Source organism: Deefgea chitinilytica, from assembly GCF_016881405.1.
In the GTDB taxonomy this organism is placed as follows: Bacteria; Pseudomonadota; Gammaproteobacteria; order Burkholderiales; family Chitinibacteraceae; genus Deefgea; species Deefgea chitinilytica.
Window position 1 is genome coordinate 637,050 of record NZ_WOFE01000001.1, and the last position, 25,804, is coordinate 662,853.

Annotated in this window: 19 protein-coding genes; 18 read left to right on the forward strand and 1 reads right to left on the reverse strand. The window is 47.8% G+C overall.

From position 1 onward, the window contains the following. Positions 1–11: 11 nt before the first annotated feature. From GM173_RS02925 to GM173_RS02945, 5 genes are all read left to right on the forward strand, one after another. Positions 12–1,703, forward strand: a complete 1,692-nt coding sequence (locus GM173_RS02925; RefSeq protein WP_203569823.1) for a glycoside hydrolase family 9 protein — start codon at positions 12–14, stop codon at positions 1,701–1,703. Between the two features lie 18 nt (positions 1,704–1,721). Then, positions 1,722–2,723, forward strand: a complete 1,002-nt coding sequence (gene rfaD, locus GM173_RS02930) for an ADP-glyceromanno-heptose 6-epimerase (RefSeq protein WP_203569824.1) — start codon at positions 1,722–1,724, stop codon at positions 2,721–2,723. 75 nt (positions 2,724–2,798) lie between these two features. Continuing rightward, on the forward strand, positions 2,799–3,215 hold the full coding sequence (locus tag GM173_RS02935; RefSeq protein WP_203569825.1) for a DUF4124 domain-containing protein: 417 nt from the start codon (positions 2,799–2,801) through the stop codon (positions 3,213–3,215). A gap of 45 nt (positions 3,216–3,260) precedes the next feature. Continuing rightward, entirely contained in the window at positions 3,261–3,416 is a 156-nt protein-coding gene (locus GM173_RS02940; RefSeq protein ID WP_203569826.1) for a hypothetical protein, read from the forward strand. Positions 3,417–3,442: 26 nt separating this feature from the next. After that, positions 3,443–3,634: a hypothetical protein gene (locus GM173_RS02945; RefSeq protein ID WP_203569827.1), complete on the forward strand. Its 192-nt coding sequence runs from the start codon at positions 3,443–3,445 to the stop codon at positions 3,632–3,634. Positions 3,635–4,119: 485 nt separating this feature from the next. Here the strand turns inward: GM173_RS02945 and GM173_RS02955 are convergent, their stop codons facing one another. Then, complete coding sequence (locus GM173_RS02955; RefSeq protein ID WP_203569829.1) at positions 4,120–4,746, reverse strand: HAD family hydrolase; 627 nt, start codon at positions 4,744–4,746, stop codon at positions 4,120–4,122. 135 nt (positions 4,747–4,881) lie between these two features. On the opposite strand from GM173_RS02955, the gene GM173_RS02960 reads away from it, so the two are divergent. The 13 genes from GM173_RS02960 (at position 4,882) to brxL (ending at position 25,713) form a co-directional block, all read left to right on the forward strand. After that, positions 4,882–5,286, forward strand: a complete 405-nt coding sequence (locus tag GM173_RS02960; RefSeq protein WP_203569830.1) for a hypothetical protein — start codon at positions 4,882–4,884, stop codon at positions 5,284–5,286. Positions 5,287–5,579: 293 nt separating this feature from the next. Further along, a protein-coding gene (locus GM173_RS02965) for an IS3 family transposase (RefSeq protein ID WP_373309326.1) occupies positions 5,580–6,754 on the forward strand; the annotation gives its coding sequence in 2 pieces (ribosomal slippage) (positions 5,580–5,847 and positions 5,847–6,754; 1,176 coding nt in all). Positions 6,755–7,007: 253 nt separating this feature from the next. Next, positions 7,008–7,916, forward strand: coding sequence for a WYL domain-containing transcriptional regulator (locus GM173_RS02970; protein ID WP_203569832.1), 909 nt, complete (start codon positions 7,008–7,010; stop codon positions 7,914–7,916). Beyond that, positions 7,913–8,689 carry a hypothetical protein gene (locus GM173_RS02975; protein WP_203569833.1) on the forward strand — a complete coding sequence of 259 codons (777 nt, stop codon included), beginning with the start codon at positions 7,913–7,915 and terminating at the stop codon, positions 8,687–8,689. The genes GM173_RS02970 and GM173_RS02975 overlap by 4 nt, the downstream gene beginning before the upstream one ends. After that, positions 8,682–9,242: a BREX protein BrxB domain-containing protein gene (locus tag GM173_RS02980; protein ID WP_203569834.1), complete on the forward strand. Its 561-nt coding sequence runs from the start codon at positions 8,682–8,684 to the stop codon at positions 9,240–9,242. The genes GM173_RS02975 and GM173_RS02980 overlap by 8 nt, the downstream gene beginning before the upstream one ends. A gap of 10 nt (positions 9,243–9,252) precedes the next feature. Next, the gene (brxC, locus tag GM173_RS02985) at positions 9,253–12,723 is read left to right on the forward strand and encodes a BREX system P-loop protein BrxC (RefSeq protein ID WP_203569835.1); all 3,471 of its coding nucleotides are present in this window, start codon (positions 9,253–9,255) and stop codon (positions 12,721–12,723) included. Positions 12,724–12,841: 118 nt separating this feature from the next. Then, on the forward strand, positions 12,842–13,768 hold the full coding sequence (locus GM173_RS02990) for an Abi family protein (RefSeq protein WP_203569836.1): 927 nt from the start codon (positions 12,842–12,844) through the stop codon (positions 13,766–13,768). Between the two features lie 15 nt (positions 13,769–13,783). Then, positions 13,784–17,101 carry an N-6 DNA methylase gene (locus tag GM173_RS02995; RefSeq protein ID WP_203569837.1) on the forward strand — a complete coding sequence of 1,106 codons (3,318 nt, stop codon included), beginning with the start codon at positions 13,784–13,786 and terminating at the stop codon, positions 17,099–17,101. 10 nt (positions 17,102–17,111) lie between these two features. Further along, on the forward strand, positions 17,112–18,254 hold the full coding sequence (locus GM173_RS03000; RefSeq protein ID WP_203569838.1) for a hypothetical protein: 1,143 nt from the start codon (positions 17,112–17,114) through the stop codon (positions 18,252–18,254). Then, positions 18,238–19,557 (forward strand): hypothetical protein, encoded by a 1,320-nt coding sequence (locus GM173_RS03005; RefSeq protein ID WP_203569839.1) that lies wholly within the window; start codon positions 18,238–18,240, stop codon positions 19,555–19,557. Before GM173_RS03000 ends, GM173_RS03005 begins: the two co-directional genes overlap by 17 nt. 4 nt (positions 19,558–19,561) lie before the next feature. Beyond that, positions 19,562–21,337 carry an Hsp70 family protein gene (locus tag GM173_RS03010; RefSeq protein WP_203569840.1) on the forward strand — a complete coding sequence of 592 codons (1,776 nt, stop codon included), beginning with the start codon at positions 19,562–19,564 and terminating at the stop codon, positions 21,335–21,337. Further along, positions 21,337–23,664 carry a BREX-1 system phosphatase PglZ type B gene (gene pglZ, locus GM173_RS03015; protein WP_203569841.1) on the forward strand — a complete coding sequence of 776 codons (2,328 nt, stop codon included), beginning with the start codon at positions 21,337–21,339 and terminating at the stop codon, positions 23,662–23,664. Before GM173_RS03010 ends, pglZ begins: the two co-directional genes overlap by 1 nt. 3 nt (positions 23,665–23,667) lie before the next feature. Next, positions 23,668–25,713 carry a BREX system Lon protease-like protein BrxL gene (brxL, locus tag GM173_RS03020; protein WP_203569842.1) on the forward strand — a complete coding sequence of 682 codons (2,046 nt, stop codon included), beginning with the start codon at positions 23,668–23,670 and terminating at the stop codon, positions 25,711–25,713. Positions 25,714–25,804: the final 91 nt, after the last annotated feature.

Here is a 25,804-nt window from a genome sequence, read left to right on the forward strand (position 1 = left end):
AGGATAGTCTAGTGAATTTCTTATTTAACCACATTGGTTTTGCGCCATCAGCGAATAAAGTAGCGCTGATTGAGGCGCCAGTAGATCAGCTCGAAGGCAAAACCTTCACTGTATTTGATGCGAATACCCGACATGCGGTGTTTCGTGGCGCAATTCATGCCCGCGGCATGGTTGCTAAATGGAAGAATTGGCATTTTTGGGCTGCTGACTTCAGCGAGTTCACTCAAGTTGGCGAATATTTCATTGTGATCGATGAGATGCATCCACCATTGGTTTCTCATCGTTTTGCGATTGGCGATGATTTATTTGCTGGGCAAATGCTGTCCGATATCGTGCATTACATTAAAGGTCAACGTTGTACTGGTATTTATAACATCGCAGATTTATCGCGTCCGAAATGGAATTCGGATGAGCGTCGCGATGTCAGTGGTGGCTGGTACGATGCATCGGGCGATTGCTCAAAATATTTATCGCATCTGGCATTTTCGCAATACATGAATCCGCAACAAACACCACAAGTGGTGTGGAATTTGATTGATGGGCATTCACGCTTGCCGCAGCAATTAAAGTGGTTTGACGAGCGGATGATTGATGAAGCCCTGCATGGCGCGGATTTCTTGGTGCGGATGCAAGACCCTGCCGGCTATTTCTATATGACTGTATTTGATCAATGGAGTAAAGACGAGAATCGCCGTGATATTTGCGAATACAAAACGCAAAAAGGCGATAAATACGCTACGTATCAAGCCGCATATCGTCAGGGCGGTGGGATGGCGATTGCTGCATTAGCTCGTGCTTCGCAATTATCGCGTGATGGCGAAGGTTTTACTCGCGCTGATTATCTACTCGCAGCAAGTCGTGGTTTTGCCCATTTAGAGCAACACAATATTGAGTACCTTGGTGATCAAACCGAAAACATTATTGATGACTATTGCGCTTTGTTGGCGGCGATTGAATTATTGAATGTTAGCGAAGACGCCGTTTATGCTACGGCAGCTGAAGTTCGCGTCAACAATATCTTGGCTCGGCAAGATGCAGAAGGTTGGTTCCGCGCCGACGATAAAGGTGAGCGTAGTTATTTTCATGCCGCCGAAGCGGGTTTGCTTTACATTTCGCTGATGCGTTTTATTGAGGTGTGGCCAGAGTCCAATCTGGTAGGCGCAATTCGTACCGCATTACGTAAGGCATATCAGTTTGAATTGAAAATTACATTTGCTGATGTAAATAATCCTTTTGGGTATCCGCGTCAATACGTTAAGCATAATGGCTTAGCTGGTAATACCCAGTTCTTTATTCCGCATCAAAATGAATCGGGCTATTGGTGGCAAGGTGAAAATGCGCGCTTAGGTTCGATTGTGGCTGCTGCCGCGCAGGCTCGTCATTTGTTTGCTGATGACGCAAAGTTCGTGGCAGACCTTGCGCGCTACGAGCAAGCATCACTCGATTGGATTTTGGGTGCTAACCCTTATGATGCGTGCATGTTGCAAGGTTGGGGCCGTAACAACCCGCGTTATGAACCTGGCTTTTATAATGCGCCAGGTGGGGTTTGCAACGGTATTACCAGTGGCTTTGACGATGAAGACGATATCGATTTTAAAACGGCTGAGGTGGCGACGATGGCCAATAGCTGGCGTTGGACTGAGCAATGGATGCCACACGGCGCTTGGTTATTCTTGGCGCTATGCCATCGCATTCAACACTAATCGCAACGAGGTTTGAGTATGACTATTGTAGTTACGGGTGCTGCTGGTTTTATTGGCTCAAATATTATCAAAGCGCTCAATGAGCGCGGTGAAACCGATATTCTGGCCGTTGATGATTTAAGCAAAGGCGATCAATTTCGCAATTTAGCCGATTTAAAAATCGCGCATTATTTAGATAAAACGGATTTTATCGAAGAGCTTGCTGCGGGAGCCTTTGATGGTGCGATTAGCGCCATCATTCACCAAGGCGCGTGCTCAGATACGATGGAGCACAACGGCAAGTATATGATGGATAACAACTATCAATATACGCTGACCTTGTTTGAATGGTGCCAAGCGGAGGAAGTGCAGTTCTTGTACGCCTCATCTGCTGCGACCTACGGCAATGGCGAGAATGGCTTTATTGAGTCTCCTGATTGTGAGCAGCCGTTGAATGTGTACGGCTATTCAAAGCTATTGTTTGATCAAGTTTTGCGTACCCGAATCGCCAATGGCGAAATTACAGCGCAAGTAGCAGGCTTTCGCTATTTTAATGTGTATGGTCCGCGTGAATGGCATAAAGAACGCATGGCCTCGGTTGCCTTCCATCATTTCAATCAATACCAAGCAACGGGTAAGGTGAAGTTGTTTGGCGAGTATGGTGGCTATCCAGCAGGTGGTCATACTCGTGACTTCGTTTCGGTTGAAGATGTCGTGAAAGTGAATCTTTGGTTTTTAGATAATCCAGAAGTCTGTGGTATTTACAATGTGGGTACGGGGCATTCGCAGCCATTCAATGATATTGCGATCACTGCGGTCAATACCTGCCGTGAGGCTGCGGGTTTAGCGACTTTATCGCTTGATGAAATGCTGGCAGAAGGTATTTTGGAATATATTGAATTCCCTGATGCACTCAAAGGCAAGTATCAGTGCTTTACGGAGGCAGATTTAACTTTGCTGCGCGAAGCTGGGTACAGCGAGAAATTTTTAACGGTACAAGACGGTGTTCGTCGCTATGTGCAAGCGTTATTAGCGCAATAAGTTAAGCTTCAAAGCGGGTTGAAGTTTGCATATACTAAGTGATCGGAATATTGAATTAATTGGGTGGAGTAGATGATGCGTAGCCTGACTATATTGCTGTGTTTTTTGGCGTTTGGTGCACAAGCTGAAGTGTATAAATGGATTGATTCATCGGGGCGGGTACAATTTTCGGATCAGCCGCCACCTGCCTCGCAAGGTAAAGCGCAGCGCATGAATTTAAATGAAAGTCGAGTGACTACTGTGTCTGCCCGTGCTGCTGCATCGCAAGCATCGTCGGTGCAGGCACAAGTTCAGCCCTCTGCTCCCCCCACTAAACCGCCTCGTGATGAAGCTGCTTGTGCCGCAGCAGAAAAGCGCCTTTCTTTTTTGAAAAATGCTAATTTGTTCAAGCAAGTGAGCAACGACCAAGGCAAAGTCGAATTTTTGCCTGCAAAGCAGCGTGAGCAAGAAATTGTTGAGAGAACTGCATTTATTGAGAAGAACTGCCGTTAATTCGGTTGTTAAGTATTTAATTAACTAGGTTTTGTTGAGTGTAATATGAATTTAATCAAGAGTATCTCAAATTTATTTGGTAAAAAAAGTAAGAGCGGTACTGGGGCTGCAGCAACAGCAGAAGTAAAAGCCGCAAGATCGGTTGAGCTGAATATGCCGAATGCTAAAGTGAAACGCCGTAAACAGAAACGTGGCTATTAATCTTCTTTTTGGAGAGCGTTGAAAAATTGAATTCAGCAGCAGATTTATTTAATACTGAAACTTGGCATCTTTTGAAGCAAGAGCAAGAGCGTGCAAATAGCGAACGCATTGCAAGGCAAAGAAAAAAGCGTGAACTATGTGAAGGGTTGCAATTGCAGTTAAAAGATGCCGGTATTTCGATCGAAGAATTAATGGAAGCGGCGCAAAAAATAAAGTGATTTTTAGCAGTCTGTTAATTCTTGATGCGTTAGATAAAGCCTTAGATCGAACTCTAGTTGAATGTAGTTAGGCTCTATATGCTGGCAAAGCTGATAAAAAGCTTTGTTATGGTCTTTTTCTTTTAGATGCGCTAATTTACTAGCAAGTTCTTTAGATGTGGACATGAAATAGTCTTTTTAAATCAATGCTCTTGTTATTTTCTGTTTGTCCATCTCCGATGCGTTTTCGTATGGACGATCGCTTGAAGTTTGTCCATACCCTATTTATCCATTTTGAGTTTAACAATTTTAGAAAGTGATGTGTATTTTGATTCTTGACACTATGGCTATTATTTTGTGGCTGAACCCAAAGCAGGCGGCGCGCCGGTGTTCCAGAGAGAAATCTTTTGGGTATCCTCGAGCTAAAATGTAAGCGCGATGGTAGTGGTGCGCTGGGGGGATTTAAACAAAATTTATGTGCATCTAGCCAAGCTGATAACGATGAGTTACACCAAAATATCGGCTAGTGCATCCATGAGTTTCTGGCCTCGCTGCCGAGATACCAATCGTCCATCCATGCCCATCGCTATGGGACCATCCTGATCGGCATACTCAGAGTCCCCAATAAAAATGCATTCATTGGCAGGCAGGTTTAGCTTGTCTAATACGTATTGGTAAATTTGGGGCTCGGGTTTGATGCATCCAAGCTCGTAGCTCATTGCATAAACGTCCGCGCTTGGTAGCAACTCCATCACCTTGCTCCCGTAAGGCTGGGCAAGATTTGAGCAGATTGCGATACGGCAACCCCGCAAGCGAAGAGCTGTAAAAGTCGCGGCAACGTCGCTAAAGCAGCTGATGTTGTTTAAGTCTGCTTCTAAGGCGGTATCGTATTCTGCCAGCTGATCAGCAGGGACGGTCGCATCAAAGTGAGCCGCTAGCTCAGCGATGCTTCCGTCAAACGTTAATATGAAGCGTGAATCATCCGTTTGGGGTGGGCGCCCATGAGCTCTCAAATACTTCATCAGAGATAAATATGGATGATGCTGCTTGCCTATTTCCAAAAGAGTGCCAAATACATCAAAAACAACGGCTTGGGGGTAATTATAGGCGGGTTCAGTGAGGATTTGATTCATGTCGACGTGCTGTATCCTGCATTAAACTATCTGGAATGCGTACTTATTATGCAGATTACGACACGGCATAGCGCTTATTTGCATCCGCTCTTAGTTGTCAGTACCATAAAAATTAATTATTTTGGAAGTAGATCAATGGTTATTCGTAAGATTTTGACTTTGGTTCCAGCCTTGTTGTTCACTAATCTTGTGAGCGCTGATGTCGGTAACTATAGCAAGTTCTGTGAAAAGGGCGATTTCTCTGAGCAAGTTCGATGCTTGAACTCCAATGGTTTCAAGCTGATAACGATGTCGGCAGACTCTAAAAACGACGACAAGCTCTTCCAAAAGGGCAAGTTATTTAAGCTTTTTGATCTAAATGGTCGTGATATAACGCCATCAAAAAAAATACAAGATCAGTATTTTGCTGGCTCTTTTCCTGATTACTCATTTGTTGGCGGGAAAATCCATGTCTTTGATATAACAGCGGAGGACAGCGAGATTCTCTGCATTAGTGCAGTTACCGGTAAAAAGGTCAATTGCCCAGAGCGAAGCAACTAAATAGATATCGATCAAGCGGATTGCAGCAGGGTTAAGTCACTTGGTCCTGCGTATTCTCGATTGCGACACAATATCTGGACGCAGTATGATTGATATGTGCTTGCTGCTATCCCAGCGTTGTAAGGGGCTATGGATTTAGAATCCGCTCGGTATTTAAATTATATGATATGAAAGGTCAGTCGATGCTGGCAGGAAATACGAAGGTCCAAGTATATTTAATTGTAGTGGCACACTGAATTTGGCCACCTAATTAGAGGTGTTATGCTGCACCTCGTAAGCAATTAGGTGACTCAATGAACAACAAAACCAGACCCACATTCACGCCTGAATTTCGCCTAGAATGCGCGCAGCTCGTGCTCGACAAAGGCTATTCCGTTCGACAAGCCGCCCAAGCAATGAACGTGGGTAAATCGACCATGGATAAATGGGTTCGGCAATTACGCGAAGAACGCGCTGGTATGGCACCCAAGGCGACACCAATGACGCCTGACCAACTCAGAATCCGTGAATTAGAAAAGCGCCTGAAGCAGGTCGAGCTTGAGAAGGAAATATTAAAAAAGGCTACCGCTCTCTTGATGTCGGACTCGCTGAACAATTCACGATAATTGCTCAGCTCAAGCAGAGCTACGCTGTGGCACAGTTGTGCCGTACGTTTGAAGTCCATCGCAGTAGCTTTAAAGCCTGGAAACGCCACAAGCCAATTAGGCCAGAGCAGGTTCAGCGCTTAAGCAAAGTACGTGAGTTGTTTAACGCCAGCAATGGCTCTGCAGGCTCGCGCAGTATTGCCACTATGGCCAGTACACAAGGTGTCCAGATGAGTCGTTATCTGGCGGCCAAGTGCATGAAGAAGCTTGGATTTACCAGTTGCCAGCAGCCTAGTCATGCGTACAAAAAGACGGGGCGTGAGCACATTGAAGTACCGAATTTGTTGGCACGACAGTTTGCCGTAGCAAAACCCAATCAAGTGTGGTGCGGTGATGTGACCTATATCTGGGTTAGCAATCGGTGGGCGTATCTGGCTGTTGTGATGGATTTGTTCGCCAGAAAACCCATTGGCTGGGCAATGTCACTCTCGCCGGACAGTGATTTAACCTGCAAGGCACTCAGTCATGCGTTTGAAAGCAGAGGTCAACCTAGAGGATTGATGTTCCATTCTGACCAAGGTAGCCATTACACCAGCGTCAAGTTCAGGCAATTATTATGGCGATACCAAATTCAGCAAAGCATGAGCCGGCGAGGTAATTGCTGGGACAACAGTCCTATGGAGCGCTTCTTCCGAAGCTTGAAAACGGAATGGGTTCCTGAGGTTGGTTACAGCTCATTTGTGCAAGCTGAGCGGGAAATACTGGATTACATGCTGGGCTACTACAGCCAGCTGAGGCCACACCACCATAACGGTGGGTTGGCGCCCAACGAGGCCGAGCGTAATTATTGGCTTGGCTATAACGATGTGGCCAAAATTAGTTGACCACTACATTATGCGTGCACAATTTGTGCAATCCGACACGAATTTTTGACCGGAGGTCAGTCACCTATTCCATGAATCATTCTTGGGGCATATGTATCCAACTTGAAAAGCAGGAACCTTAGTTGGATTGCTAAGGTAGATAAGGTTCTGAGTTTAGCTAGGACGAACAAATTGTCATCATTATGATGACAATTTGTTCGTAACTGCGGTACACTGACTTTTGTTTACTTCTGTCTTAAGTTTTCGTGCACTTATGTCACAAGACTCTTTCGAGCTAAGCCCTTTGGGCACGCTTTCTCAGGGGCAACTTGAGCGCTTGAGCTTCATCGACTACCGACTGATTTTTGTTGGTGAGCTTCGGCGCGCCGACCTAGAAGAGCGGTTTGGTATCGCAGCCGCAGCCGCGACACGCGATATATCCTGTTACCGCGAGCTAGCCCCTGCCAATATCAGTTACAACCCACGTGCGAAGATTTATCAGTTCTCTGACAGCTTTAAACCTTTACTACCAATTCAGCCCGAACGAGCTCTAGCTTGGTTAAGGCAGGGTATTGGCGATGGCATTAGTCATGTTGCAAGCTTGCCCGTTCATGCTGATGCCGCACTGGCACTTTCTCCCCCGAATATTGAAAAATTAGCGGTTCTCTCACGTGCCATCCATCAAAGAGAAGCACTGAAAGTCACGTATTTATCTTTGAACTCAGGTGCTTCAGTGCGTGAGATCGTTCCTGTTGCCCTTGTCGATAACGCGGTGCGCTGGCATGTGCGTTGCTATGACCGCAAGAATGGTCGTTTTGGAGATTTTGTCGTTAATCGGCTGAAGCATATCGAGCCTGCATCTCAATCGCCAGCAGAGCATGAGCTTTTGGCAAATGACAATCAATGGAACCAAGTGATTAATTTGGTTTTAGTGCCACATCCAAATCTGAAAAATCCGATTGCGATTGAAGCAGATTATGAAATGCAAAACGCTAAGCTCAATATCAATGTCCGCGCAGCATTGGCAGGATACGCATTACAGAGCTGGCGAGTTGATTGCTCCCATGATCACTCGCAACCATCGCAGCAATATCACTTGTGGCTCAGTAATTCAGAAATCCTCAATGGCGTAGAAAGTTCATCGCTGATCGCCAGCTATTTGAAACAAGGCACTGCAGCATGAATCAATACCAACTCACTAAATTTGGCTTCAAATTTGGTAAAAACGGCGCGCACTCAGCAAGAACAATCATGCTCGATGAGCTGGAAATATTGTTTGACTATTGCTCAGCCGACTCAACGCCAGGCGACTACCAAGCATTTGTTGTGGAACAAAATGGCCTAGCAAAAAGCACGGTTAAATCCAGGCAGCTAACGTATCGGCATTTGGTTGACTTGTATGGACTCAATCCTGAATTCGCGGTGTTTCGTATATTCCGCAAATTATGGGATGGCTATCCTGATGCTCGGCCAGTTTTGGCACTCACTATTGCCCTTGCTCGTGACCCCATCTTGCGATTAAGCACCGAGTTTATTCAAGAAAAGAAATTAGGTGATGCTGTCGTTCGAGAAGAAATTGAAACCATTTTGGCAGCAACCGAAGAAGGGCGTTATAGCCCTGCCTCTTTGAAGTCCATTGCGCAAAATATCAATGGCAGCTGGACGCGTGCAGGTTATCTCATCGGCAAAGCTAAAAAATATCGATCAGAACCCGCCGTTGGTGTGGCAAATCTGACCTTTTGCCTATTCCTTGCCTATCTGGAAGGGGCCACAGCACAGCGCTTGTTTTTGAGCCATTGGGTTGCCTTGCTCGGTAAAAATCAAGACCAGTTGAATGATCTAGCGGTTGGCGCGGCCAATCGGGGTTTGATTGTATTTATGAATGCAGGCGGGCTATTGGAAGTACGGTTCCCTGAATATTTAACATCTGAAGAAGAAGGCTGGCGTCATGAGTAAAGTAGCTCGGCTAGTAAGCAAATATCAAAGCCATATTGGCATTCCTTGGGCGGCTGGCCTAGCGGCAGTACAGCGCGTGATTTTTGCCGTCTACGACAAAACAGATGAACTGCGAATGCGTGCGCATATCGATGCCTTTGAGCTTGCCACTCATGAAACAGGGCATGAATGGTTATTGCTTGATGTTACCAATGCGTTCCCAGAATGGATGGCGCAGCAAGAATACCGTGAGAGCTATTTTGAGTGTCCTGATGATTTGGCGGGTTACCACCTTGGTGAATTAGATGGATTCTATGAAGCGCTAATAACCAAGTTGCGCACCGAAATCGATGCAAAAGTAAGCAGTAACATGGTTGTGGCAATTATGGGGGTCGGCAGTTTGTTTGGTCTGTGCCGGGCATCCACGATTGTCGAGGGTTTAAAAGACCATATTCCTGGACGTTTACTGGTGTTTTTTCCGGGTGAATTTATTGCTGAATCCTACTCATACCGCCTGCTTGATGCGCGAGATGGCTGGAATTACCAAGCCGTGCCACTAACAACAAACGAATAAGCGATTGACCATGAAAAATTTTGAAATCTACCAAAAACCACCTAAAGCCAATCGCTTAGTCAACAACGGTGTTGCAGAAGTTGCCGAAGATTATTCGGATGGTGCCGTTAGTATTTTGCGTTACGAGTTAGAAACCTTCGTTTGTGATGGTCAATACCGCTCTGGGGTTAAAAAGGTGCTGGATACCTTTTTGACCAATCTTGGAAATAATGCCGCTCAGCCAGGCGTATGGATTTCTGGCTTCTTTGGTAGCGGTAAGTCGCATTTGGCCAAGATGCTGCGCAATTTATGGACTGACTTTACGTTTGCTGATGGTGCTACAGCACGTAGCTTGGCGCATTTGCCAGATGATGTTAAAGAGCCATTGCTGGAGCTATCTACGGCTGGAAAACGGCTGGGTGGTCTGCATGCAGCAGCAGGTAAGCTGGGAGCCGGTGCGGGTAATAACGTGCGTTTGGCCTTGCTACGCATTGTATTTAAATCGAAAGGGCTACCCGAGTCATATTCGCAAGCCAGTTTTGTCATGTGGCTCAAGCAAGAAGGCTATCTGGCGCAGGTGCAGTCAGAAGTAGAGTCTCATGGCCGAACGCTTGAGCAAGAATTGCCAAATATGTATGTTTCGCCGTACATCGCCAAAGGCCTATTAAAGGCATACCCAGGCTTTGCAAATTCAGAGGCTGAAGCACGTCAGTTATTGAAATCAAATTTCCCCCAAGTCACCGACATCAGTAACGATGATATGGTGTTGGCGATCAAAGAAGCGCTGTCTATCGACGGCAAATTCCCGCTGACTTTGATCGTTCTTGATGAAATGCAGCAATACATTGGCACTGACACCGACAAAGCCTACAAGGTGCAAGAAGTGACCGAAGCGTGCTGCAATCATTTTAGCGGCAAGCTGCTATTTGTAGCGACAGGCCAAACCGCAATGTCGGGTACTCCACTGCTGTCTAAAATCCAAGGCCGTTTCCCTGTCTCGATTTTGTTGGGTGACAACGACGTTGATACGGTGATTCGCCAAATTATCCTGGCTAAAAAAACCAGCGTGTCGCCACAAGTCGATCAGGTTTTAAAACAAAACCTGGGTGAAATTTGTAGCCACTTACGCGGTACAAAGCTTGAGCACAGCCGTGATGATGAAAATGATATGGTGGCCGATTACCCAATCCTGCCTGTTCGTCGTCGTTTTTGGGAGCGCAGCTTGCGCCACATTGATGCGACTGGCACCGTGTCTCAACTTCGCAATCAACTCCGTATCGTGCATGAAGCGGTGCAGGCCAGTAGCGAAGAAGAACTGGGCAATGTGGTTGCGGGGGATTTTCTCTACGATCAAATTTCTAGCGATCTACTTTCGACAGCGGCTATGCCACTCGAAATCTACGAGCAAATTCGCCGTTTTGCCGAAGGTGATGCCACTGACCTACTGAAATCTAAAGTGCTCAAGCTGGTATACCTGATTAATAAATTGCCCAATGAAGTGGCTGAAGAAATCGGATTGCGTGCCACGCTCACGACTTTGGCCGATTTATTGGTCACTAATCTTCAGCAAGGGTCGAACGAGCTTCGCGCAGCTTTGCCGACAGTGCTCAATTCGCTGCAAAACGATGATCGTTTGATCATGGCTTTGGAAGGCGCAAGCGGTACAGAGTACCGCCTGCAAACCCGTGAAAGTAGCGGCTGGTATGAAGAATACCGCGCTCAGGAAACTGAAATTAAAAACTCCACGGGCAAAGTGGAAACGATTCGAGTTGACCTTTTCACAAAAGAAATCCGTACGCAGCTCTCCAAAGCACGTACTGAAAATCACGGTAAATCCGGCGTTCCGCGCAGTTTTGAGCTGTGTTTCGACCGCGACTTGCCAAAAGATCACGACAAAAATCTCTACATTTGGGTGCAAGATGGTTGGTCCACCGAAGAGAAAGGTGTGATTGCCGATGCACGCAACAAAGGCGCTGATAACCCAACGATTTTTGTTTACATCCCAGATCAAAACAAAGGCGATTTAAGTAATGCCATTGTTTCGCTCGAAGCTGCATCAAAAACCTTAGAGCGCAAAGGCACTCCGGTCGGCGCTGAGGGGCAAGAAGCACGCCGAGCGATGGAGTCTCGCCAATCTCACGCAGAAAAAGAAGTCAAAAAACTGATCGGCGAGATCATGGCGGGAGTGAAAGTATTCCAAGCGGGTGGGCAAGAAGTTAGCGCGGGTAACACCTTAGCGGAGCGTGTAACTTCGGCGGCCAAATCATCGGTTATCCGTTTGTATCGGGAATTTGATGTGGCTGACTTTGCGGAGTGGGGCAATGTGCTCACTGAAGCTCGCAAAGGTAGTGCCGATGCATTCAAAAAAATCGGCCATAACACCGAGCCAGAGAAACACCCGGTATCTGCAAAAGTGCTTAGCTTTATCGGAGCGCAGAAAAAAGGCGCAGATGTACGTGCTAACTTTATTGAGGCTCCATACGGCTGGCCGCAAGACGCGGTCGATGCCGTGTTGTATGCCTTGCTCGCCGCAGGCATTTTGCGCGCCACCGATGTGAGCGGGCAAAACGTCGATGCGAAAAGCCTTGATCGTCAGAAGCTAACGCAAGCGACCTTCAAACCAGAAACCGTGACGGTTAGCACGGTTCAGCTGATTAAATTGCGCAAATTATTTCCCGAGCTGGGATTGCCGTCTTGTAATTCGGGCGAAGAAACTCAACGAGTACCAGGCCTTTTGGCGAAGTTGCGCGAGCAGGCTCAGGCCGCAGGTGGCGCAGCGCCACGCCCTGAAAACAGCTTACCCGATTGGTTGCGTAACCTTGAGCTGCAATCAGGCAATGCCTTATTGCTTGAGGTCTTGAGCCAATCAGAAAACATCGTAAATCACAGCAAAGCCTGGGTTGCTGCCGCAGAGGCAATTGCGCTGCGCATGCCGATTTGGGATCAACTGCTCGGTTTACTTGATCATGCTAAGCCATTACCAGGGCACGAAGCCATTCGTGCAGAGCAGCAGGCCATTATCGCGCAGCGTAGCCTACTGGCCGAGCCTGATCCGGTTCGCCCTTTGCTCACACAAGTTTCAGAGCTTTTGCGCCAAGCCCTCAATGCGAACTGGCAAGATTATGCCGATAGCTATGAGAGAGAAATGACCCAGCTGGATGCGGATAGCAATTGGCAAAAATTGGATGAGAGCAACCGTGCCGCATTGTTGGCACAACACAGTATCAAGGCACCAGTGCCGCTGAAATTGGCAAGCCCGCAAGAGCTAGAAGATGCCCTTGATGAATGCGGTATTGCATATTGGAATGAGCGCCGCCATGGCTTGACGAGTCGCTTTGAAGCACTGCGCTTGGCTGCGGCGAAATTGCTGGAGCCCAAAGTGATTCAAGCTCAGCTGCCGCGCCGTACTTTGCACACCGAAGCCGATGTGGCCGCATGGTTGCAAGAAGCAGAAAAAACGCTGTTGGCCAAATTGGCTAACGGCCCAGTGATTCCTGCTTAATAACCTTGACCAGAGCTCGGAGATTCGTGATAATGATTGCAACAACACCCGCCACACTTCAGGCGCCGCAAGGCGTACAGTGCTCCCATGGCGGGTTTCTCGTTTCTGGGGTCGCATTATGAAATATGCCAAGTCGCCCCTATCTATCCCCGATCAAATTGCACACTGGCAAGCCAAAGGCCTGCAAATCCCTGATCTTGCAGCCGCGACACAAGCGCTGACTTTTATCGGCTATTTCCGCTTGCGTGGTTATGCGCTGCCGTGGATGCATTCCACTGCAAATGGTAGGGTATTTAACCCTGGCACAACGCTATCAATGATTACCGATGCATACCGGTTAGATCATGAATTGCGCGGTGCGATATTGCGTGAATTGGAAACCATCGAAGTGGGCATCCGTACCGTCATCAGCAATACGATGAGTGATGACTATGGTCCGTTTTGGTATTTCAATCAGCCTGCCGTGATTTTTGGCGACATCAAAAAGCGCGATGGCAGTTTAGAAGCGTTTCCACTGCAAACCTTCTTGGCCGAAGTTGATAGTGAAACCCGTCGCAGCAAAGACGCCTTTGCTCAGCATTTTTACAGTAAATATACCGATCCCGCTTTACCGCCCAGTTGGCTAATGGCTGAATGCGTCACTTTTGGCAAATGGTCGAAAATTTACCAGCATTTGCAAAAGGCTGATGCCAGCAAACCGCATCCGAAAAAAGCCATTGCCAAGGTGTTTCAGCTGCAAATGGAAGTGCTGGAGTCTTGGCTGCACGCGCTCACTGTCTTGCGCAACATCTGCGCGCATCATGGGCGAGTATGGAATCGCCGCTTCAGTATGCGCCCCAAGGTATTTACTCAGCAGGCCAAGCATTTCACCGACCCGCAAAGCTTCTACTCTTACGCCGTGGTGATTCGCCTCTTATCGCGAGCCATCAATCCGAATAGTGATTGGCCACGAACATTACAAAATATTCTCGCCAGCTATCCCGGCATAAATCCCGCCGACATGGGCTTTCCTGTGCAATGGCAAGCCGATGCACTTTGGCTTTAAGTATTCAGGATCAAAATGACCACGCTATCAAAAGAATTACGCAACAAACTCGAAGCCACAGTAAAACAGGCGCGTGAAGTCGCCGAGCGCGCAGCACAGGCGGCTTTGGAGCATTTGGGTGTCGGTGAAGGCGCATTGCCTGCGCATTTAAACGACGTGCAAAAAGTGTTACGGCGTAAATTGCGGGCGCATGGTCGCGCCTTGGGTGATGTGAAGCACGGCGACGATACGCAAGAAATCCAGCATTTGGTTTGGGAAACCGCCTACGAGCATTGGCATCGTATGCTGTTTGCGCGCTTTTTGGCCGAAAGCAATATGTTGATGTACGAGGTCGGCGCACCTGTGTCGCTCGCCGAATGTGAAGAATTAGTCCAAGACCCCGATACCAGCTTGGGCGCTAAATCCGGCTGGGAATTGGCCGGTATTTTGGCGGCGCGCATGTTGCCGCAAGTGTTTAAACCCGCTTCACCCGTGTTTGATTTGGTCTTCGCCCCCGAGCAACAGCGAGAGTTAGAAAAGCTGCTTGCAGCGCTATCCAGCGAGGTATTCCAAGCTAGCGATAGCCTGGGCTGGGTGTACCAATTCTGGCAAGCCAAACGCAAAGACGATGTGAACGCCTCGGGCGTTAAAATCGGTGCCGATGAACTCCCCGCCGTCACGCAGCTGTTTACCGAGCCGTACATGGTGGATTTTTTGCTGCATAACTCGCTCGGCGCATGGTGGGTAACGCGGCATCCCGAGCTGCCTAGCCCGGTGCCGCTCACCTACTTGCGCACCTTGGACGACGGTAAACCTGCCGCTGGCGAATACGAAGGCTGGCCGCAATCGTTAAAAGATTTCACCCTGCTGGACCCGTGTTGTGGCTCCGGCCATTTCTTGGTCGCGGCGTTTTTAATGCTAGTGCCCATGCGTATGGCCAGCGAAGGTCTGAGTGCCGCTCAAGCGGTAGATGCGGTGCTGGCCGACAATCTGCACGGCCTGGAGCTCGATGCCCGTTGCGTGGAAATCGCCGTGTTTGCACTGGCGCTGACAGCGTGGCGCTTTAGTGATGAAAGTGGCAACCCACTTGGCGCACGCGCCAGCATGCCTGCGCCTAATATCGCCTGCTGCGGATTAAAAGTTGCAGCCAAAGTCGAGGCTTGGCAAGCGCTGGTGCCAGTTGATGCACCGAATGCTGAGCATTTACGCCAAGGTTTGGCGCATTTGCACGCCACTTTTGCCCAGGCGCCACTACTTGGGAGTTTGCTTGATCCAGCCAAAGTGAATAAAGGCGATCTGTTTGCGGCGAATTACCATCAGCTCAGTGATTTACTGGCGCAGGCTTTGGCATCGGAGAATGCTGCTTTCGTAAATGAGGATGAAGAGTATCGAGAGTTAGCATTGAGCGCGCAAGGTTTGTTGCAGGCAGCACGTTTACTGGAGTCTCGTTACCACTTGGTCATTACTAATGTTCCATATAAAAATCTAAACGAATTGTGTGATGATTTACGGATTTTTTGTGCAAAAATGTACCCAGAAGTGAAAGGGGATTTGGCAAATGTGTTTCTTGAACGCTGTATAGAGTTAACGAAATCATCTTGTTCTGTTCATGTGGTAATGCCACAAAATTGGTTGTTTCTAACTAGTTATAAAGTTCAACGATCAAAACTACTCCTAAAACAAAAATGGGATTTTCTTGCTCGATTGGGTCCCGGCGCATTTGAGACAATTTCAGGAGAAGTGGTAAAAGCAATTCTTTTGATGCTCACTAAAACAGAGCCTTCGAATGACGGTCGATTTTTTAGTGTTGATACATCACAAGCCATTACCCCACTAGAAAAAGCGTTTGAATTGACTAATCAAGCTATGAAAAAACATAGTCAAATACAGCAAATGAAGCATCCAGATCAACGAATTGTACTTGATAAAATAGCAGGGCATAAATTATTAAATAATTATGCTGGATCTTTTGTCGGCCTCCAGAATGGAGATACACCACAATATTTATTTTCTTTTTGGGAAGTTGAGTTTTCTTCAAGTAAAAAATCTGATTGGGTATTTTTTCAAATGCCATGTGAAGATGCCACTTTATATCAGGGACGCTATGGAATACTTCGATGGGAAAATGGTAATGGAAGTTTGCAGGCATCTACTCAAGCGAGAATTCAGGGGTGTGAGGCATGGAATAAACAAGGAATTTTAGTTCGTTTGACTAAACCATGCCCAAGTGCTGTTTACTCCGGCAATCTTTATGATCAGAGTAGTGCCGCCATAATTCCAAAAGATCCATCGCATCTGGCGGCTATTTATTTATTTTGTCAATCAATTGATTTTTTTGAAGAATTGGAAAAAATAGATCAGAAACGAAATGTAACAAATGCTACTTTTGTTAAAGTTCCGTTTGATTTAGATTATTGGTTGAAAGTAGCGGATGAAATATATCCATTAGGATTGCCAAAACCCTATTCCGACGACCCAACCCAGTGGATTTTCCACGGCCACCCAAAGCCGTCTACCGATCCGCTACAAGTCGCTGTTGCTCGCCTGCTTGGTTATCAATGGCCTGCCGAAACCGATGCGCAAATGGACTTATCCGACGAGGCTCACGCTTGGATAGCCGAAAGCAAGCTCCTTAATGCATTCGCCGATGACGATGGGATTGTCTGCTTGCCTGCGGTGCGGGGTGAAAAATCAGCGGCAGATCGCTTGCTTGATTTGCTGATCGCCGCCTGGGGCGATGCTTGGCATCCGGATGTGCTCAATAAACTGCTGAAAGAAGCCAATTGCGAAGGCAAAGGCCTGGAAGTGTGGCTGCGTGATTATTTCTTCGAGCAGCACTGCAAACGCTTCGGCCATCGCCCCTTTGTCTGGCAGGTGTGGGACGGGCTCAAAGACGGTTTCTCTGTCTTGTTGAACTACCACCAGCTAAACCAGAAAACGCTGGAGCGTTTAATCCATACCTACCTGGGGGATTGGATTGCAGGCCTTGATACAGCTGACAAAGCGGGCGATACAGATGCACAACGCCGTTTGAATGCTGCGCTGGAGCTTAAATCCAAGCTAGAAAAAATCCTCGCAGGCGAAGCGCCCTACGATATTTTCGTGCGCTGGAAACCGCTGGCCGAGCAAGCCATCGGCTGGAACCCAGACCTGAACGACGGCGTACGCATGAATATCCGCCCCTGGATGACCGCCGAAGTCCTGCGCCACAACAAAGCCCCTAAACTGAACGTGAAATGGGAAAAAGATCGCGGCACCGACGTCGAATCCGCGCCATGGTTTCACGTCTTCAAAGGCGAACGGATCAATAATCACCACTTAACGCTGGCTGAGAAATTAGCCGCTAAAAAATAAGGCCACCATCATGGGGTATCTAGTGCTATGGGATACGATAGATCCAGGTAATTCAGGCGGGAGTGTGCCAACGCCGGATTCCCCATGGACTGGGCATGTGATTGTTCCCGAAAAGTTTGCTTGTCTGCATTGCCAAGCGCAGTTTGCGACGAAAGATGAGCTGTTTGAACATCGTTTTAACGAACACCCTTATCGCCGTCCTGTGCTGTTTTATCAGGGACGTGAGCTGAATAATCCGCGTGAAGATATTTACCACGTTATTGCAGCGGATGACTTTGATTTTAAGCAGGCCGATTGGCTGGAGCTTGAAGGTGAGCGGGTGAGCGAAGCGGTATTGCGGCATTTTCTAACGCAGCAGCGGCAAAAGATCGTGAAAATTCGGCTGGTCAACGAAGGGCTGAGTAGTGAATATGAATTAAAGATTCATGTGGCCGATTTGGCGGAGTTGGCACAAGTCGACGAGCTATTTTTCACCTTGCTGGATCAAGTGAATTTGTCGGTATTGGCGGTCGATCAGTTTGTTAAGGCGTGCCGTAAATTTAATACGGTGTTGGCGTATGTAGATGGCTTGAGCCATTACATTTATGCCATTTTGGCTAAAGATCAAACTGGCGGCACGCAATTGAGGCGCGATCAAGCCAAAGGTCGCATGAGCCGCGCATTAGAGGTGCTCAAACGCTTTGATACCCCGCTGGCTCGGGCCATTTGTGGCGTGATCAATTTTAATTTGAATTGTTTTTCTGCCGGTAGCACGCTGGAGCACGCACCCAAACTGCAGCAGGCGATGCAATGGTTTCATCATTTGCAGACCCAAGTACCAAATCTTGCAAAACCAACAGGTATTGGCGTTATAGACCAAGGGCTCAAACTGCCTTTAGATCGGTTTACAGATTCAATCTTGAATTGGGTGTTAATGCCCCTCGAACGCCAAGCCGAACAACTGGATTTAATTGTTCAAAGCAAGCGTGACTCCGCACATTTCGATGAAGACAAATTGAAGCTCTCCATGCTACTGAGCCAAATTTACTTATTTATGCATGATTACGCGCCAGCGAAACATCAGGCGCGTGGTTCAATGAACGACCCTGCATTTGGTGCTTGGGCACAGGCTGTATTGGATCAATGTGAGACCATGAATGAAAAACAAACCTAAAAAAATCCCTACGGTTATTAATAAAAAGACTGGTGAGTCTCGTGTTGCCCAGCCGGCTCCAATCCAAGAGCGAGCATTCATCGAGCAGCTTGAGTCTGTTCAAGACCCGGCTATGAATGCCGCCGAGGTATTGCCTGTGGCTGATGCTGTGGTGACGAGCTCGGTGAATGTGACGGCAGACGCAAAGAGTGAACCAGCTAGCAAGAAAAAGAATCAAAAAAAATCCGATGTTGATGCGGATAAAGAAACCAAGAAAGAGCCTGCGCCAGAGAATGTCACTGAATATTTACAGGCGTTTTATACCAAACGATTGAAGAGCCTGCCTGAGCCCATCTTTAATAAAATTAAATTTTCAGCACAAATTCAGCCTGAACTTCGGTCAGACTTGTTTGATTTGGCAGCCGACAATGATCCGACTTTGGAGCTTAGCAAGAAATTATTGCTACTGAGCTTGGATGATCGCGGTTATCCGAGTTTGGCTGAAACATTACGCTCATTCGCCCGTGATGTGGTTTTGCGCCATCACTGCATGCGCTCTGCCGAGCCATCACACGTGTTTCCACGCAAGGATTACACCGAAACCTTTACGCTGAGCGATTTGTGGAAGTCGTTCAAGCATATTATTCCGACTCCGCCGAGTGATTCATCGAATGCAGAAGATGCTGAGGCTCCGACTGACGTTGCTGAAGGCAAGAAGAAAGTCGGACTCAAAGAAATGCAAGAGGCAAGGATTAATGCATTTTACTGCAGCCTGATTTGGCGTTTTAGTTGGGAAGTGACTAGCTTTTCACGGCTAATGGCTGAGCTTAAAAACTCACATTTAGAATTTGCGCTCGATGGTCGCGAGCTTGAACATGAGGCAATTACATTCCTGGTCTCTACCAAAGAATCGAACAAGCTAGCGTCATTAGTGCATTGGTTTTCTAAGCAAGAAAATGCCTTAATCCATGCCCAGCAGAATTTGCAACAAGATGTCGTGCGCGCACACACAGAACGTGATCAAGCTCGTGCAGAGTGCGAGCAAGCGCAGCAACAAAATGCCTTGCTACAGGCAGAAATTGAAGCTTTACGCTTGAAGTTGAAGTCGACGGTAGAGGCATCCCATGTTACGGGTGTGCATTTAAAAGATGATCTCGAAAAAAACCGTGGGCGTACCTATCAAGTGCTTGAGCATGAAGTTGGCGTACTGAATGATTGCGTGACTGCTTTGCAGCGTAATCCACCGAAGATTCAAGTTGTGCAGATGTATTTACCTGATGTCATTGATCATCTGAATGATGAACTCAAGAAATTAAAGGATTAATGCAATGAAGCATGCGATTGGTTTTGACTTTGGCACGACGAACAGTTTGATTTCGATTATTGTTGGTGATCGGGTAATCTCATTGCTCGACGGTAATATGCCGCATCCATCGGTGGTGTGCTATCAGGGTGATCAGATTATTGTTGGGCGCAAAGCTAAAGAACGTTTGGCGAACATGCAACTAGGTGTAATTGGCAATATCGTTCGCTCACCTAAAACCCGACTTGGGGAACCCAAAATTTGGGTTGATGATGTAGCCAGAAATCCTAAAGAAATTGTTGCGGATTTAGTGCGTTATGTGAAAAACGCTGCGCAAGAACAGCAACCAGGACAGTATGACCATGCCGTTGTGACTATTCCTGTTGATATGCAAGGACATCGGCGCGCCGAGTTACGTGATGCGTTTCGTATGGCAGGAATGAGCATCGTCCAGTTTGTGCATGAGCCCCTCGCTGCTTTATATGGACACCTACGCAATCAAGACAACTTTGAGCAAAAAATTCGCGAGCTCAATCGTGAATTGGTTTTGGTTTTTGATTGGGGTGGCGGCACTTTAGATTTAACGTTGTGCAAAATCATGGATGGCATGCTACTGCAGATCAAAAATGATGGTTGCAGTGATGTCGGTGGTGATGTTCTCGACGAAATGATTGTAAATGAAGTGGTAAGGCGCTCTTTAGCTGAGCGCAATATCACCGATGAAGTTTTACCTCGGTCAGGTGCTCGCCAAAAATTGTTGGCACGTGCCGAAGCTGCAAAAATTAGCTTGTCTGATCGAAGTGAAGCTTTGGTCTATGTACCGAGCTATTTCGATTCGGACTCGATGGATGATCCCGATTTGGAGTTCACACTAAAACGGGCTGATTTTGAGGCAATGGTCAGCAGTAAAATTGAGTCCGGCATTCAGCGCATTCATAATTTGCTGAATGGCTTAAGAATCAACCCTTCCCAGATTTCGCTCTGCTTAGCCACTGGCGGCATGGTCAATATGCCGATGATCCAATCACGCTTGCTGGAGTTATTCGGTCCGCAGTGTTTGCATGTATCTGAGCGTGGCGCAACGGTGATTTCTGAAGGCGCAGCTTGGATTGCGCATGATCGCGCTAATTTGAAGTTGGCCAAAAACATTGAGGTTTTGGTAGCTGGGCAAACACATTTCCCAGTGATCAAAGCGAATGTCGATATGCCTCGTGAAGGCGAAGTCAGCGGCAATGAAACAATCAATTTGTATTGTACTGATCCGCGCGATGGTAAAGCTAAAATCCAGCTCACAAGCCCAGAGCGCCCAGGTCGTACCGTTCAGGGCACAGATACGAGAAGTATTCTGGAAAATCTGTCAGTAAAAGTAGATAGCAAGTCACGCAAGTTGTTTGAGCGCGTCGAACTCAAATTATCAATTGATGAAAATTTGATATTACATGCAGAGGCTACGGCATCCTTAAACGGCGATCGTGATTTTGCGGAAGTGCATAATTTGGAGTTCGGTTTGAGTTTGCCGGATACGCAAGCCGAAAAAAAAAAGGACATGGCCGATTTGATCGAGTGGCCACAGCCTGAAATCGATAAGGCGCAACAAGTCTGTTTGAGATCCAATGTTGCGCCTGTTGAAAGTGAAAAAGTAGTTCCCGGTGATTTTTTATACCAAATAAAACCACGTCTTTTTGATCGTGAAGCCTGGGACAGGGCCACCGATCTGCAAATTGCTGAGCATTTGTATTACCAGCCATGCTCTATTTGCCGACGCCCCACCCACCACCCTGAATGTAAGTGTGCAAGTTAATGACCACGATTTTAAGCAAATTAGTTGAAGCCCTTGTATCTGCCGCCCGTTTTCACAAAGGCGTACAAATCGCGCCTGCTGCCGTACTTTGGACTGATAAAGACGAGCAATGGCGGGCGGCGATTCCCGCTTTGCGTGCAGCTGGTTTGCCCTTGTTTACCTTGGGGGACTATCAACCTGCTTTGGGGCAAGGCCCGGCTATTTGGTTGAAGTGCGTGATTGCAGGTAGCCTGCCTGAGTTTCAGTTTAATGGTGTTCCGGTGATCTATTTACCCGGTGTGAGCCGTTCTGAATTGCGCGCCGTTGAGTCGTGCTCTCGCGAGCTGCAACCACTGGCCGAGTTGCAATACCGAGGTGTGTACTGGAGTCAGGCCAGCGCCAAAGATTGGACTATCAATGCATTTTTGTGCTCAAGCAACGGTGGTTTGGGTTTGACCGTTGCGCAAGATAGCGCGACGCAAGATGCCTTGTTACGTGCATTACGGGCTGGCGAGCTTTTGGATCGTCGGCTGGCTGATTTGCAGGGGCGCACGCTAGATACTGGATTCTTTGATGGCTTGATGGTGCCAGATCAAACCCGCGATTTGCTGGTTTGGATGAATCGCTCGCAAGAGTCAAAACGCGAATGGGGTGAAGGCCGCTGGGCCGTGTTTAGCAAACATTGCAAACAAGATTTCGCATTTGACCCCGATGGTGATGGTGAATTGACTGCTGCTGAGCGTCTGGCCAGTGGTCATCCGGCATGGGAGCCTGTTTGGGCGTTGTTCACCGATGCACATGCTCGCTATCCGCGTGTGGCAGAGTTGCTAGGGCGTCTGCAACCTAGTGGTGATCTGTTTGCCGACCGATCACGTTATCCCGCCGCCAATATCAAAGAAGAAAACGATCTGCGCGATAGCTTGCAAGGCTTAAGCAATAAGCCACAGCAAGAGGCTAGGCAGGTGATTGAAACCTGCGAATCCACCCACGGTATTCGTCGACACTGGCTTTGGGGCGAATTGGGGCAATCCCCCCTGGCTTGTGCGCTGGAAAATTTGGCCCAGCTTTGCAAGCTAATCGGTGAGCCTTTTGGCGGCACAACGATAGATGCGATGGCCGATGCGTATCGTCAGCGTTTTTGGCAGGTGGATGATTTGGCCTTACGGGCGATGGCTGCTGTACGTACTAGCGCGGATCAAGAAGCGGTGCAGGCTGCACTGAAAGCGATTTATGTGCCGTGGCTGGAAGACACCAATCAGCGCTTCCAAACTTTGGTACGGCAAGCGCATGGTTTTGCAGGTGGCGTGGTGAGAGAGCCACAGGCTGCAAATTATAGCGCGAGCGAATGTTATGTTTTTGTCGATGGTTTACGCTTCGATGTGGCGCAACGCTTAAAACAAATGCTGCTGGATCAAGCATTCAGCGTGCAAATGGATAGCGCATGGACCACGGTGCCGAGTGTGACGGCTTCCGGAAAAACATGGGTTAGCCCTGTGGCGCATTTGTTAAAAGGTACGCCAGACGACAAAGAGTTTGAGCCGATTGTTAGTGCTGATGGCCGTATGGCATCAACGACCAATTTGCGTAAAGTACTTCAAGAGCAGCAATGGCAAGTTTTGAGCGAAAGCGAAATCGGTACTGCGACGGGTTGCGCTTGGACTGAATCAGGCAATCTGGATCATTACGGCCATGCGCATGGTCTGCGCTTGGCGCGTGATATTGATGATCAGCTCAAAAGTATTGCAGAGCGTATTACCGAGCTATTTGATGCCGGTTGGCAAAAAATCCGTGTTGTGACCGATCATGGTTGGTTATTGGTGCCAGGCGGCTTGCCTAAAGTTGAGCTGGATAAATCGCAAACCGAAACCCGCTGGGGGCGTTGCGCCGTATTAAAGGATTCGTCCAAAGCAACTCTACTCACTCTGCCGTGGGATTGGTGCGCACAAACGATGATTGCGATGGCCCCTGGCATTGGCAGCTTTATTGCTGGCCGAGAATATGAGCATGGCGGTATTAGCTTGCAAGAAAGCCTTATTCCGCAACTGAGTGTGATTAATCCGAATGCAAAAGCAGCTGCAATGTCGGCGGTAAAGATTAATAGTGTGAAATGGACTGGATTACGCTGCAGAATTGAAGTGAGTGGTGCACCTGCGGATGCTTTAGTTGATTTAAGAACCAAGCCGCAAGATGCTGCAAGTAGCTTAAGTAGTAGCAAAGCTTTGGATGCTTCGGGTAAGGCGTCTTTGGTTGTTGCTGATGATGAACTTGAAGGTGCTGCGGCAGTGATTGTGGTGCTATCGACTAGCGGCGAATTATTACAAAAACAAACCACCACCATTGGGGAATAAACGATGGAACTTGATTTGCTAGATCGGCAGCTGGCCGAGCATTTTCCTGGGTATATCGTTCGCAAGGATTTGGTGCGTACTTTTAGTCGCCAATTTCCTGTTCCCACGTATGTGGTTGAGTTTTTATTGGGGCGCTATTGCGCCACAACTGATGAAGCGGAAATTCAGGAAGGCTTGGGCATTGTTCAGCGCCAACTTGAATCGCGCACGGTCAAGGCAGGTGAAGAAGAGCTATTTAAGGCACGTGCCAAAGAACAAGGCCAGGTCAAAATCATCGACATCATTACTGCGCGTTTGGATGCTAAAACTGATTCATACGTTGCCAGCCTGCCTAGCTTGCGTTTGAACGATGTGCGTATTGCGCCAGAAATGCTCAAAGAGCATGAGCGCATGTTGACTGGCGGTTTTTATGCCGAAGTGACATTGGGTTACGACAGCGGTATTGCGCAAGAAAAAGGTGGGCGTGCTTTTGGTATTGATGCGCTGCGTGCAATTCAACTTTCAAAACGCGAAGTTCTGGATGTATTGGGCGATGCCCGTTCGCACTTTACAACCGAAGAGTGGAAAAATCTTTTACTGCGCAGCATCGGTATTGAGCCTGATGGGCTGAATGATCGATCTAAAGACGCGATGCTTTTGCGTATGGTGCCGTTTGTTGAACGTAATTATAACTTGGTCGAACTTGGTCCACGCGGCACGGGTAAAAGCCATTTGTTTCAACAAATTTCCCCTTATGCGCATTTGATTTCTGGCGGCAAGGCAACCGTGGCTAGGATGTTTGTCAACAATGCTAACGGTCAACGTGGCTTGGTCTGCCAATATGATGTGGTCTGCTTTGATGAAGTTTCTGGTGTGAGCTTTGATCAGAAAGACGGCGTGAACATCATGAAAGGGTATATGGAATCCGGCGAGTTTAGCCGTGGTAAAGAAAGTATCCGTGCTGATGGCAGTATCGTATTAGTGGGTAACTTTGATGTGGATGTGGAGCATCAACAGCGCATTGGCCATCTATTTGGTCCCATGCCACCCGAAATGCGCGATGACACTGCATTTATGGATCGGATTCATTGTTTCTTGCCAGGTTGGGATGTCCCAAAAATGGGGCCAACGCTATTTACATCGCATTTTGGTTTGGTGAGCGATTTCTTATCAGAATGCTTCACACAGCTGCGTAATCAAAGTCGCGTGTCCATGCTGCAGGGTAAAGTGCATTGGGGCGGCGCGCTGAGCGGGCGTGATATTACTGCGGTGCAAAAAACAGTGAGCGGCTTGCTTAAATTACTCTACCCAAAACTTGGTGTAGAAGTACTTGAGGCGGATTTGGAATGGGCAATTCGCTTGGCACTTGAAGTACGTCGGCGTGTGAAAGAGCAGCAAAAACGTATTGGCGCAGCAGAGTTTAGGAATACGCACTTTAGCTATACGCTGGGCGAAGAAGGGGTCGAGAAATTTGTAACGACACCCGAGCTGCAGAGTGATAACAGCATCGGCAACGATCCACTAGAGCCAGGCCAGGTTTGGGCCATCGGACCAGGTGGGCAGGATGATAACCCTGGTTTATATCGAATCGAAGCAACCGAGGGGCCAGGCTCTGGCGTGAAGATTTTAAACAATCCCAAGCCTGCGGCCTTTCAAGAGTCAGTGCGATTTGCCGAGCAAAACTTATACACAAGAGCAATGCAATTGGTTGGAGATCGAGACCCACGTAGCCATGAGTTTTCACTGCAGCTGCGCTCATTCGATGCCGCAAAGTCCGGCGCAAAATTGGGTATGGGGACACTGATCAGCTTGTGCGGTGCGCTGCTGAAAAAATCAGTACGAGGCGGTTTGATTGTGGTGGGAGAGTTGAATCTAGGTGGCAGTATCGAGCCGATTCATAACCCCGTTACGCTAGCTGAAATCGCAGTAGAAAAAGGTGCGGTGGCATTGTTAATGCCAGTCAGCTGCCGTCGCCAACTCTATGAATTAAGTGATGATATGGCGACGAAGGTCGATATTCAGTTCTATCAAGATGCTAGGGATGCGCTTTTAAAGGCGATAGGTGATTGAGCTAGGGATGGTATTATTGAAAGTGAGGGCTTTGGTTTACCTCTTTTGGGTTCCTCACTCATTCCCTTTTATCGGTTTTGAAGCAATCAGC